The organism is Thioalkalivibrio sp. (genome assembly GCF_041685615.1).
Lineage (GTDB): Bacteria > Pseudomonadota > Gammaproteobacteria > Ectothiorhodospirales > Ectothiorhodospiraceae > Thioalkalivibrio.
The window spans coordinates 1-11,782 of record NZ_JAWLFK010000021.1; the positions used below are offsets into that span (position 1 = coordinate 1).

Below are 11,782 nucleotides of genomic sequence, written 5' to 3' on the forward strand. Positions count from 1 at the left end.
AGGGGCTCGGCCGCTTTTGCACGCGCATGGCGTTGCGGCTTCCTTGTGCGGAATGACTGCACGGCGGTCACCGCGCCTTGTTCGCACGCAAAAGCGACTCGAGCGCGAGCGTGTACATTCGTCAGTGTTTCCTTAAGGGTGAGGAGCGCGCGTGGCTGACCCGGCAGTGGAAGACAGTCCGCATATCGTGATCGAGAACCTGCGCTTCCGGCGCGGGCGCAAGGTGATCTTCGATGACCTCTCGATGCGCATCCCGCGCGGACAGGTGACGACCGTGATGGGCCCCAGCGGCAGCGGCAAGACCACGCTGTTGCGCTTGGTCGGCGGCCAGCTACGCCCCGACAAGGGCCGCATCTGGGTGGATGGCCAGGAGGTGGCAAAGCTCTCCACACGGCGGCTGTACGCCCTGCGCAAGCGCATGGGCATGCTGTTCCAGAGCGGTGCGTTGCTGACGGACCTTTCGGTGTTCGAGAACGTGGCGTTTCCGCTGCGCGAGCACACCGACCTGCCGGAGGATGTGCTGCACGCGCTGGTGCTGCTGAAGCTCGAGGCGGTGGGGCTGCGCGCCGCGCGCGACCTGGACCCGGCCTCGCTGTCCGGGGGCATGGCGCGGCGCGTCGCCCTGGCGCGGGCTATCGCGCTGGACCCCGGCCTGATTCTCTACGACGAGCCCTTCGCCGGGCTCGATCCGATCACGATGGGTCAGATCGTCAGCCTGATCCGCCGGACCAATCAAAGCCTGGGACTCACCAGTGTGCTGGTTTCGCATGATGTGACCGAGGCGATGGCGATCTCCGACCAAGTGGTGCTGATCGCCGATGGCCGCGTAGTGGATGCCGGGCCGCCGGACGAACTGGAGGCGCGCGCCTCCGACTGGAGTGCGCAGTTCCTGCAGGGGCGTCCGGACGGGCCGGTGCCGTTTCATTACCCGGGTGCGTCCTACCGCGACGACCTGCTGGGGCAGGGGGAGCACCGCGATGACTGACGCGATCGCCTCGGTGGGGCGGGCCACGATCAACGCGCTGGTGGTGTTCGGTCGCGCATTCGTCTTCCTGATGCGGGTGCTGGCCAGCCTGGACATTGTCCTCCGCCGTTTTGGCCTGACGCTCGCCGAGGTGTACTCGGTGGGCGTGCGCTCGCTGCTGATCATCATCGTTTCGGGGCTGTTTGTCGGCATGGTGCTCGCGTACCAGGGCTACATCACGCTGGTGAACTTTGGCGCCGCCGAGGCCCTGGGCGGCGTGGTCGCGTTGTCGCTGGTGCGCGAGCTGGGGCCGGTGGTCACCGCGCTCCTGTTCGCCGGGCGCGCCGGCTCCGCTCTGACCGCGGAGCTGGGGCTGATGAAGACCACCGAACAGCTCTCGGCGATGGAGATGATGGCGGTGAACCCCTATCGCCGAACCTTCGCGCCGCGCTTTGTCGCCGGGTTCCTGTCCATGCCGCTTTTGGCCGCGATCTTCAGTGCCGTGGGTGTGATGGGCGGCTACCTCGTCGGGGTCGGCCTTCTGGGGGTGGACAGCGGGGCCTACTTCTCGCAGATGCAGTCGGTGACCGACTGGAACGAGGATGTGCTCTCCGGCGTGATCAAGAGCGTTGTGTTCGGTTTCGTGGTGACGTGGATCGCGGTGTTCCAGGGCTTCAACGCGCAGCCGACCTCCGAGGGCATCTCGCGCGCGACGACCCAGACCGTGGTGGTCGCGTCGTTGGCGGTGCTGGGCCTCGATTTCATCCTGACCGGGCTGATGTTCGGCGCGGGCTGACCAAACGGTGTTTACCCAGGACAGGTGGCAATAATGCAGGTACGTTTCTTCGAACTGGCGGTCGGCGCCTTCGTGCTCCTGGGCATCGGGGCGCTGTTCTACCTGGCGGTCCAAGTCAGCAATGTGACCGACTACCATGATCGCGACACCTACACGGTGACGGGCTATTTCGACAACATCGGCGGCCTCAAGACGCGGGCCCCGGTCACGGTTTCGGGCGTACGCATCGGCCGGGTCGCGGATATCCGCTACGATCCGGAGCGCTTTCGTGCCGAGGTGACCCTGGCGATCCGCTCGGAGCACGACTACCTGCCGATGGATACCCAGGCCGCCATCCATACCGCAGGGCTGCTGGGCGAGCAGTACGTTGCGCTGGAGCCGGGCGGCGACACCGAGACCCTGCAGGACAGTGACGAAGTGATGTTCACCCAGTCGGCGCTGGTGCTGGAGAACCTCATCGGCCGTTTCATGACCAATATGGGAAGCGACTGAGCGCCTAGGCAAACACTGATTAATGTACACACTCGCGTTGGCACCCCAGGTTTCCGAGACAAGGCGCGTCGTGCAGCGGGTAGTGGTTCTACCCGCAAGCGGCGCAACGCAGGATCGGGGAACCTGGGGCGCCAACCCGACAATTCAATAAACGAAGGGGCTCGGCCGCTTCCGCATGCGCACGGCGTTGCGGCGCCCTTGTGCAGAGTGACTGCACGGCAGTCACCGCGCCTTGTTCGCACGCGAAAGCGCCTCGAGCGCGAGCGTGTACATTAATCAGTGTTTGCCTAGAACGATCCAAACCGGGAGCAAGAGACATGACATGGTTGCGCGACTACATGCGGATCCTGCCGCTGGGGCTGCTGGCCTTTCTGCTGGTGGCACCGGCCCAGGCCGACAACCCGACCGAGATCATCAAGCAGTCCATCGACGCGGTCTACGACAAGCTGCGCGACAACGAGGAACGCGCCCAGGAGGACCCCGACTTCGTCATTGGCGTGATCGAGGATCAGGTCCTGCCCGGAGTGGATGTCGAAGGCATGTCCCGCCTGGTCCTCGCGCGCCACTGGCGCGATGCATCCGACGAGCAGCGGGAACGCTTTACCGAGGGACTCAGGGATACCCTGCTGCAGGCCTACGGGGTGCAGCTGGCGGATCATCTGGACAAGGACGTGCGCGTGATCGAACGCCGCTCGCGCCAGGACGAGCGTATGGCCGTCGTCGCGACCGAGGTGGTGATGGGCTCGGGCCAGTCGAACATCCAGGTCAACTACCGTCTGCGCCCGGTGAACGGCGAATGGAAAGTCTTCGACGTCGAGGCCGAGGGGCTCAGCTTCGTGGGCAACTTTCGCACCCGCTTCAACGAGGAGATCAACCGCGACGGCCTGGATGCCCTGATCGCGCGCCTGGAGGACGGGGACGAGGGGCTGATCGAGGACGCTGTCGGGGATGTGACCCCCGACAATGGGGCCGGCGACCGGTGAGTGATGCGCAGATCCGGGCGGATGAAGGCGGTCTGGCAGTCAGCGGGCCGCTGACCTTCGCGACGGTGGCCGGGCTGGAGGCACGGGTCCGCAGGCTGACGGCGCAACTCCCCGAGCACGCCCGGATGGACCTTGCCCAGGCCGGGCGCATCGACAGCGCCGGCGTGGCCTTCCTGGTCATCCTCTGGCGGCGGGCCCGCGAGCAGGGGTGCACCCTCGTCTTCGAGCCGCTTCCCGAGGGGTTGCGACCGTTGCTCGAGTTATACGACCTGGAGTCCATCATCACCGACTCCGCGGCCCGTTCCGTGGCGTGAGTGGCCCAGAACGTGTCGCGGGCGGGCGAACGGGCGAGGCCCGCGCGGATTCGTTATCATGGCGTGTTTCGCCGGATCACGGTCGGTCCGGCGGCGAATCCGGGCACCCCATGGACAAGCTGATCATCACCGGAGGCGACCGACTCGAGGGTCAGGTCTGGATCTCCGGGGCCAAGAACGCCGTGTTGCCGATCCTGTCCGCCACCCTGCTGGCGGACGGGCCGATGACCATTGGCAACGTCCCGCACCTGCAGGATGTCACCACGACCATGGAACTGCTCGGGCGCATGGGCGTGAGCCTGACCGTCAACGAGCGCATGCGCATCGAGGTCGACCCGACCACCCTGACCCAGTGCGTGGCCCCCTACGATCTGGTCAAGACCATGCGCGCCTCGATCCTGGTGCTGGGGCCGTTGCTGGCGCGCTTCGGCGAAGCCGAGGTCTCGCTGCCGGGTGGTTGCGCGATCGGGTCGCGTCCGGTGAATCTGCACCTGCGCGGTCTCGAGGCCCTGGGAGCGGAGATCGACGTCGATGGCGGCTATATCCGCGCCCGGGCGGGTCGCCTGAAGGGTGCCCGCGTGGTGTTCGACCAGGTCACCGTGACCGGCACCGAGAACCTGTTGATGGCCGCCACCCTGGCCGAGGGCGAGACCCTGATCGAGAACGCCGCGCGCGAGCCGGAGGTGACCGACCTGGCGGACTGCCTGACCGCCATGGGCGCGAAGATCCAGGGCGCGGGCACCGATACCATCCGGGTGCAGGGGGTGGAGCGCCTGCATGGCTGCGAATACGACGTAATGCCGGATCGCATCGAGACCGGCACCTTCCTGGTGGCCGCCGCGGTGACGCGCGGACGGGTGCGCTGTCGCAACACCCGTCCGGAGCTGCTGGATGCGGTGCTGGCCAAGCTGGTGGAGGCTGGCGCGCGCGTGGATACCGGACCGGACTGGATCGAACTGGACATGGAAGGCCGGCGCCCGAAGGCGGTGAACCTGCGCACCGCGCCGTTCCCGGCCTTCCCGACCGACATGCAGGCCCAGATGATGGTGATGAATACCGTGGCCGAGGGCACGGGCTCGGTGGTGGAGACGGTCTTCGAGAACCGCTTCATGCACGCGCTGGAATTGCAGCGCATGGGAGCCCACATCACCATCGAGGGCAATACCGCGATCGTCGAGGGTGTGGAAAGGCTGGTCGGCGCCCCGGTCATGGCGACCGACCTGCGTGCCTCGGCCAGCCTGATCATCGCCGGCCTGGTGGCCGAGGGCGAGACCGAAGTGGACCGCATCTATCACATCGATCGCGGCTACGAGTGCATCGAGGAGAAACTGAGCCAGATTGGCGCGACCATCCGTCGCGAACCGGTCTGATATGCGACTCACACGGAACCGGACGAACGCCTGACCCATGATGGACCCCAATGCCCTGACCATCGCCCTGTCCAAGGGCCGCATCCTCGAGGACACCCTGCCGCTGCTTTCCAGCGCGGGGATCGAACTGCTGGAAGACCCGGACAAGACGCGCAAGCTGATCCTCGACACCAACCGCGACGACGTGAAGATCGTCGTGGTGCGCGCCACCGACGTGCCCACCTACGTGCAGCATGGCGCGGCGTCCATCGGCGTGGCCGGCAAGGACGTGCTGATGGAGCATGGCGCCGCCGGATTGTACGAGCCGCTCGACCTGCACATTGCCCAATGCCGCCTGATGCTGGCGGGGCGCCCGGGGCAGCAGCCGGACCCGCAGCAGCGCCTGCGCATCGCCACCAAATTCGTGAATATCACGCAGAACTATTTCGCCCAGCAGGGTCGGCAGGTCGAGATCATCAAGCTCTACGGCTCGATGGAACTGGCGCCGCTGGTGGGCCTGGCGGACTACATCGTGGACCTGGTGGATACCGGGAACACCCTCAAGGCCAACGGCCTGGAGCCGCTGGAGCTGATTACCCCCATCAGTTCCCGGTTGATCGTGAACCAGGCAGCCATGAAGATGCGACATAGAACCATTCAAAATCTCATCGAGGGCCTGCGGGAGGCCGTCACGCCCGCGACGACGTAACCGAGAACACCATGACCGCCGATACCGACGATTTGCGAATCCGCGAGATCCAGGAGGTGTCCGCCCCGGACACCGTACGCGACGAGCTGCCGATCACCGATGCGGCCGCCGACACCGTGTCCGAGGCCCGCCAGGCCTGCCATCGCATCCTGCACGGCGAGGACGACCGCCTGCAGGTGATCGTCGGCCCCTGCTCGATCCACGACGTGGATGCCGCGCTGGACTATGCCGATCACCTGAAGACCCTGCGCGAGGAGCTCTCCGACGCGCTGCACATCGTGATGCGGGTGTATTTCGAGAAGCCGCGCACCACGGTGGGCTGGAAGGGCCTGATCAACGACCCCGACCTGGACGGCAGCTTCCACATCAACAAGGGCCTGCGCGTGGCGCGCGGGCTGCTACGCGATCTGGCGGTCAAGGGCATGCCCGCGGCCACCGAGTACCTGGACCTGATCAGCCCGCAGTACATCGCGGACCTGGTTGCCTGGGGCGCGATCGGTGCGCGCACCACCGAGAGCCAGGTGCATCGCGAGCTGGCCTCCGGCCTGTCCTGTCCGGTGGGCTTCAAGAACTCCACCGACGGCAGCCTGCGCGTCGCGATCGACGCGATCCGTTCCGCCTCGCGGCCGCATCACTTCCTGTCGGTGACCAAGGCTGGACGCTCGGCGATCTTTTCCACCACCGGCAACGACGACTGCCATATCATCCTGCGCGGCGGGAAGCAGCCGAACTACGATGCCGAGAGCATCGAGCAGGCCTGCAAGGAACTGCGCATGGCGGAGCTTCCGGAGATGGTGATGGTCGACTGCAGCCACGCCAACAGCCGCAAGGATCCGCAGCAGCAGGTCGAGGTCGCGCGTGTGCTGGGCGAACAGATCGCCGGCGGGGACCGGCGCATCATGGGTGTCATGCTGGAGAGCCACCTGACCGGAGGCCGCCAGGACATCCTGCCCGGCAGGCCGCTGCAATACGGCCAGAGCATTACTGACGCCTGCATGGGCTGGGATGACAGCGAGGCCACCCTGCGCCTCCTGGCCGACGCCGTGCGTGTGCGCCGCAAGACTACCGTGCCTGCCTGAACCGAGGAATACGCCATGCCCTCCATTGCCCGACTCGATACCCAGCAGCCCGATTTCGATCAGGCCCTGGAACATCTGCTGTCCTGGGAGTCCGTTGCCGACACCGGTGTGCGGGATGCGGTCGACGAGATCCTGGACGCAGTGCGCTCCGAGGGCGATGCCGCCGTGCTGCGCTACACCGCCAGATTCGACCGCCTGGATCGCGGTGCGGTCGCGGAGCTGGAGATCCCCCACGAGCGGCTGCAGGCCGCGCTGGAGTCGATTCCGCCGGAGCAGCGCAAGGCCCTCGAGACTGCGGCCGCGCGCGTCCGTCGCTATGCCGAACACCAGCTCATGCAGGACTGGGACTTCACCGACGAGGATGGCACCGTTCTTGGCCAGCGCGTGACCGCGCTGGATTCGGTCGGCCTGTATGTCCCCGGCGGCAAGGCGGCCTACCCGTCCTCGGTGCTGATGAACGCGATCCCGGCGAAGGTCGCCGGCGTCGAACTGCTGGTGATGGTCGTGCCCGCCCCGGATGGCGAGCTGAACGATCTGGTGCTGGCCGCGGCCGCCGTGGCCGGCGTGGATCGCGTGTTCACCGTGGGGGGTGCCCAGGCCGTGGCCGCACTGGCCTACGGGACGCAGACGATCCCGGCGGTGGACAAGATCGTCGGTCCCGGCAACATCTTCGTCGCTGCGGCGAAGCGCGAGGTCTTCGGCACCGTCGGCATCGACATGATCGCCGGCCCGTCCGAGATTCTGGTGGTCTGCGACGGCGAGACCGATCCCGACTGGATCGCGGCCGACCTGTTCTCCCAGGCGGAGCACGACGAGCAGGCCCAGTCCATCCTGCTGTCCTGGGATGACGCGTTCCTCGACCGCGTGGCCGAGGCCATGGACCGCTTGCTCGAAGAAATGCCGCGCGCCGAGATCATCCGCACCAGTCTCGACAAGCGCGGCGCGCTGGTGAAGGTGCGCGACTCGGCCGAGGCCGTCGCGGTGGCCAACCGCATCGCCCCGGAGCACCTGGAGCTGTCGGTAGCCGATCCGCAGGCGATGCTGGATGCCGGGCTGCGCCACGCCGGTGCGATCTTCATGGGCCGCTATACCTCCGAGGCCCTGGGCGACTACTGCGCCGGCCCCAACCACGTGCTGCCGACCTCGCGTACCGCGCGCTTCTCTTCGCCGCTGGGCGTGTACGACTTTCAGAAGCGTTCGAGCATCATCCACTGCTCGGCCGAGGGCGCGGCCAAGCTTGGCGAGACCGCCGCGGCGCTGGCCCACGGCGAGGGCCTGACCGCCCACGCGCGCTCCGCCGAACTGCGCAGTCGATGACCGCGCGTGCGACCCGGACCCCGGACGCCCTGATGCGTCCGGAGGTGCTGGCGCAGCCGGCCTACCAGGTGGCCGACGCGACCGGCCTGATCAAGCTGGACGCGATGGAGAACCCGCATCCCTGGCCGGGGGATATGGAAGACGCCTGGCTGGCGGCCCTGCGCGATCCGCAGCTGAATCGCTATCCCGACGCCCAGGCACTGGGGCTGGCCGCACAGGTGCGCGCCGCCTACGGTGTGCCCGAGGCGGCCGGGTTGATGTTCGGCAATGGCTCCGACGAACTCATCCAGATCCTGATCACGGCGGTGGCGGGTTCCGGGCGTCCGGTGCTGGCGCCGGAGCCGACCTTCGTGATGTACGGCGTGCTGGCCCGGGCGCTGGGCGTGCCGTTCGTCGGCGTACCCCTGAACGCGGACTTCACCCTGGATCTCGAGGCGATGCGCGCGGCGATGGCCGAGCACAACCCGGCCGTGGTGTTCCTTGCCTACCCCAACAACCCCTCCGGGACGCTGGACGACGCCGCGACGGTGGAGGCGGTCGTCGATGCGAATCCGGGGGTTACCGTGGTTGATGAGGCCTATGCCCCATTCGCCGCCCACAGCTTCCTCTCGCGGGTCGGCGCGGATGATGGGTTGATGGTGATGCGTACGGTCTCCAAGCTGGGGCTGGCCGGTGCGCGGCTCGGCTATCTGGCCGGCACCCCGGCCTGGATCGACGCGCTGGATCGGCTGCGCCTGCCGTACAACATCAACACCCTGACCCAGCGCTCGGTGGCCTTCGCCCTGGCGCACCGCGATACGCTGGATGCCCAGGCGCGGAGCATCGTCGAGGAACGCGACCGCCTGAGCGAACGCCTGAGTGCGACGACGGGCGTCGAGCAGGTCTTTCCCAGCCAGGCCAACTTCATCCTGTTCCGGGTACACACGGGACAGGGGCACGCGACCTTCGCCGCCCTGCGCGACGCCGGGATCCTGATCAAGGACGTCGGCCGCGCGCATCCCCTGCTCGCCGACTGCCTGCGCGTAACCGTTGGCCGCCCCGACGAAAACGACGCCTTCCTCGCCGCTCTGGGGCAGGCCCTTTCCGCCTGACGCTTTGCCGATTGCCACGTTGGTTCTTGTTGCACCACGGAGTGCACAGAGAGCACGGAGCCGTTCCTGAGAGCGCACGGCTCTGTGGGTGTGATTTGCCAACTGCAAGGTCCACGCCTTGCGGACCGTGCCGGCTCTCCGCTCCGCTACGGCCGGGATGACGAGGTTCGTGTGAATGTCGCTCAGCGCGGGAGTTCGCCTGACCTTTCACAACCCGAAAGCCCTTCTTCCAGCCTTCCCATCTTCCTGTTAACCGCGCCCCGAACTTCTCCGTGACCTCTGTGCACTCTGTGGTGAAAAGCTATTCTGGCCCTTACCCTGCAGGTCGGGTTAGCGACGGCCGGCGGGGGGCTCCAGACGCAGCCCGCGCACCTCGCCCAGTGCGCCGCCGGCGCGCAGGGCGGCGGCGAACCGGGACTGGCGCGCCGGTTCGCCGTTGATGCCCTCGATGGTCACGCCGCGGCGCTTCGGCAGCCAGTTGCTGCTGGCGATCTGGCGGATCGCCTCGCTGACGAGTGCCGCGTGGGCCTCGCCGGTGTCGATGCCGGGGATGTTCTCCCAGACGAACAGCTGGCGGCCGGAGGCGGCGAGGTACAGCAGCGGCTGGCCGCCGGCCAGCGCGACCAGGGCCCCGGCGACGCGGCGCAGGCGGCCCTCGGCGGCCTCCGGCGGCTGCGGCCAGGGCAGGAGCTGGCCCCAGGGGTTGGCGGGGTCGACGCTGGCCAGCCACTGCGGCTCGGGGGTGTCGTCGGCCGTGCGCTCCAGCGCGCGCAGGCGGTCCACCGCGCCGGCGCGGGCGAACTGGGCGCCGGTCAGGCCCTCGACGAAGTGGCCGCGGCGCAGCTTGCCGGCGTCGTCCATCGCGCGGTAGACGGGATATACGCGCCCGAAGCCGCCCGGCAGGCCCTCGGCGCGGGCCATCTCGCGGCTGACCACGCCGTAGCGGGCCAGCAGGTTTTCGGCCTGTTCGCGGGCGCGCTCGGTCAGCGACACGCGGGGGTCGATCAGCTCGGCGACCCGTGACCAGCGCCCGCCCGCCAGACCCTGCCCCGGGCGTCGCCGGACGCGCGCCGAGGTCCTGCGCTGGCCCAGGCTGCGCAGCGGCGCGAAGGTGTCGTTGGTGATCTGCCCGGCCCAGACCAGGTCCCAGATCGCGGCCTCGATCGCGTCCTGGCGAGCTTCCGGCTGTGCGCTGCGGGCCGCGCGTTCCAGCTCCAGGTAGAAGCAGGCGCCGCGCCGGTCCAGGGTCTCCAGGATCGCCCGTGCGAGCGGGTCATCGGTGGCGGGCGTGTCGGGCTCGGGCGTGTCCGGTTCCAGCAGCACCATCGCTTGTTCGCGGCGCAGGAAGCGGATGCGCCCGTCGCGCTGGCCCAGCGCGCCACTGCCTACCCAGACGAACTCCCCGGAGGCGGTGATGCGGTCCAGCGCATCCAGCGAGAAGTCGCGCACCCGCATCGGCAGGACATGGGCGGTCCAGGCCGACCAGGGCAGGGCGATGCCCTCCATTTGGGTCAGCGTGTCGCGCAGGGCGCCGGCCCCGCGGCCGGGTTCGGCCAGGCCCTGCCAGGCGGGCAGGAAGCGGCTCAGCGCGCGGGCATCCACCGCCGCGGCCTCGTCGCGCAGCCGCGCCAGGGTGCGCCGCTTCAGCCGGCGCAGGATGTCCAGTTCGCACCAGTCCTCGCCCTGGCCCTGCGGGCGGATCTCGCCGTGCAGCAGCACGCCGGCGCGTTCCAGGGCCTCCAGTGCAGGCAGCAACGCGCCCGGCGCGAGGCCGTAACGAACGCCCAGTTCCTCCACGCGGAACGGGCCGTGGGTGCGGGCGTAGCGCCGCAGCAGTTGTTCCAGCGGGCGCTGCGGGGGTTCCAGAAAGGCGGCAGGCAGGCCGGGTGGGGGCACCACGCCGAGGGCATCGCGGTACAGCGCGGCGTCCTCGGCGGCGATCCAGCGCGGTTCGCCACCGATGCGGACCTCGATCGCACGCAGGCCTTCGACCAGGCCCTGCAGCCAGGGGGCGGGGTCGGCGTCGGATGCGGCTGCGACCTCGTCTGGCGTCAAGTCGCCGCGCCGGCGCAGCAGGTCATGCAGCTCGTCGGCGTCGCGGACCCGGGTGGCCTCCGTGGTGTGCCCCAGTTCGGCCTCCAGCTCGGCCAGGGCATCGGGGTCGATCAGTTCGCGCAGTTCGGCCTGGCCCAGCAGCTCGGCCAGCATCCCGCGATCGAGCGTGAGCGCCTGGGCCTTGCGCTCGGCCATCGGCGCGTCCTGCTCGTAGATGTAGGCGGCGACGTAGGCGAATACCAGGCTGCGCGCGAACGGCGAGGCCCGGGGCGTTTCTACCTCGTGCACGCGGATGTGGCGCTCCTGCACGCCGCGCAGGATCTCGCGCAGGGCCTCCAGGTCGAACACGTCGACCAGCACCTGGCGGTAGGTCTCCAGCACCACCGGGAAGCTCGCGTACTCGCGCACCGAGGCCAGCAGCTGCTGCGACTTCAGGCGCTGCGCCCACAGCGGCGTGCGCTGGCCCGGGCGGTTGCGCACCAGCAGCAGGGCGCGCGCCGCGTTCTCGCGAAAGGCGCTGGCGAACAGGGTGGAGTTGCTCAGCTCGCGGGTGACCGCCTCCTCCAGCTCCTCCGGGTCGGGGAACAAGGCGTCCAGCTCGGGCAGGTCCTCGCTGTCGGCCAGGCGCAGCAC

General features: G+C 68.5%; 10 protein-coding genes and 1 pseudogene. 10 read left to right on the plus strand and 1 reads right to left on the minus strand.

Annotated elements, in window-relative coordinates; genetic code table 11:
* Positions 1 to 151 precede the first annotated feature (151 nt).
* From ACESLR_RS05960 to hisC, 10 genes are all read left to right on the plus strand, one after another.
* On the plus strand, positions 152 to 985 hold the full coding sequence (locus ACESLR_RS05960) for an ABC transporter ATP-binding protein (RefSeq protein WP_373024878.1): 834 nt from the start codon (positions 152 to 154) through the stop codon (positions 983 to 985).
* Entirely contained in the window at positions 978 to 1,760 is a 783-nt protein-coding gene (gene mlaE, locus ACESLR_RS05965; RefSeq protein ID WP_373024877.1) for a lipid asymmetry maintenance ABC transporter permease subunit MlaE, read from the plus strand. Before ACESLR_RS05960 ends, mlaE begins: the two co-directional genes overlap by 8 nt.
* Positions 1,761 to 1,793: 33 nt before the next feature.
* Positions 1,794 to 2,252 (plus strand): outer membrane lipid asymmetry maintenance protein MlaD, encoded by a 459-nt coding sequence (mlaD, locus tag ACESLR_RS05970; RefSeq protein WP_373024876.1) that lies wholly within the window; start codon positions 1,794 to 1,796, stop codon positions 2,250 to 2,252.
* A gap of 317 nt (positions 2,253 to 2,569) precedes the next feature.
* The gene (locus ACESLR_RS05975; protein WP_373024875.1) at positions 2,570 to 3,235 is read left to right on the plus strand and encodes a phospholipid-binding protein MlaC; all 666 of its coding nucleotides are present in this window, start codon (positions 2,570 to 2,572) and stop codon (positions 3,233 to 3,235) included.
* Positions 3,232 to 3,549: a lipid asymmetry maintenance protein MlaB gene (locus tag ACESLR_RS05980; protein ID WP_373024874.1), complete on the plus strand. Its 318-nt coding sequence runs from the start codon at positions 3,232 to 3,234 to the stop codon at positions 3,547 to 3,549. Before ACESLR_RS05975 ends, ACESLR_RS05980 begins: the two co-directional genes overlap by 4 nt.
* 110 nt (positions 3,550 to 3,659) lie before the next feature.
* Positions 3,660 to 4,919, plus strand: coding sequence for a UDP-N-acetylglucosamine 1-carboxyvinyltransferase (gene murA, locus ACESLR_RS05985; RefSeq protein ID WP_373024873.1), 1,260 nt, complete (start codon positions 3,660 to 3,662; stop codon positions 4,917 to 4,919).
* Positions 4,920 to 4,956: 37 nt separating this feature from the next.
* Complete coding sequence (gene hisG, locus ACESLR_RS05990) at positions 4,957 to 5,607, plus strand: ATP phosphoribosyltransferase (RefSeq protein ID WP_373024872.1); 651 nt, start codon at positions 4,957 to 4,959, stop codon at positions 5,605 to 5,607.
* 11 nt (positions 5,608 to 5,618) lie between these two features.
* Positions 5,619 to 6,686 (plus strand): 3-deoxy-7-phosphoheptulonate synthase, encoded by a 1,068-nt coding sequence (locus ACESLR_RS05995; protein ID WP_373024871.1) that lies wholly within the window; start codon positions 5,619 to 5,621, stop codon positions 6,684 to 6,686.
* Between the two features lie 15 nt (positions 6,687 to 6,701).
* Positions 6,702 to 8,003 (plus strand): histidinol dehydrogenase, encoded by a 1,302-nt coding sequence (hisD, locus tag ACESLR_RS06000; RefSeq protein WP_373054387.1) that lies wholly within the window; start codon positions 6,702 to 6,704, stop codon positions 8,001 to 8,003.
* Positions 8,000 to 9,094 (plus strand): histidinol-phosphate transaminase, encoded by a 1,095-nt coding sequence (gene hisC, locus ACESLR_RS06005; RefSeq protein WP_373024869.1) that lies wholly within the window; start codon positions 8,000 to 8,002, stop codon positions 9,092 to 9,094. The genes hisD and hisC overlap by 4 nt, the downstream gene beginning before the upstream one ends.
* A 330-nt stretch (positions 9,095 to 9,424) precedes the next feature.
* Here the strand turns inward: hisC and ACESLR_RS06010 are convergent.
* Positions 9,425 to 11,782: pseudogene (locus ACESLR_RS06010) on the minus strand (DEAD/DEAH box helicase); the annotation flags it as partial.

What these genes read in the sequence shown, in the direction of transcription:
- mlaE (WP_373024877.1), top strand. Translation starts at nt 978, where the DNA reads ATGACTGACGCGATCGCCTCGGTGGGGCGGGCCACGATCAACGCGCTG.
- mlaD (WP_373024876.1), top strand. Translation starts at nt 1,794, where the DNA reads ATGCAGGTACGTTTCTTCGAACTGGCGGTCGGCGCCTTCGTGCTCCTG.
- ACESLR_RS05975 (WP_373024875.1), top strand. Translation starts at nt 2,570, where the DNA reads ATGACATGGTTGCGCGACTACATGCGGATCCTGCCGCTGGGGCTGCTG.
- murA (WP_373024873.1), top strand. Translation starts at nt 3,660, where the DNA reads ATGGACAAGCTGATCATCACCGGAGGCGACCGACTCGAGGGTCAGGTC.
- hisG (WP_373024872.1), top strand. Translation starts at nt 4,957, where the DNA reads ATGATGGACCCCAATGCCCTGACCATCGCCCTGTCCAAGGGCCGCATC.
- ACESLR_RS05995 (WP_373024871.1), top strand. Translation starts at nt 5,619, where the DNA reads ATGACCGCCGATACCGACGATTTGCGAATCCGCGAGATCCAGGAGGTG.
- hisD (WP_373054387.1), top strand. Translation starts at nt 6,702, where the DNA reads ATGCCCTCCATTGCCCGACTCGATACCCAGCAGCCCGATTTCGATCAG.
- hisC (WP_373024869.1), top strand. Translation starts at nt 8,000, where the DNA reads ATGACCGCGCGTGCGACCCGGACCCCGGACGCCCTGATGCGTCCGGAG.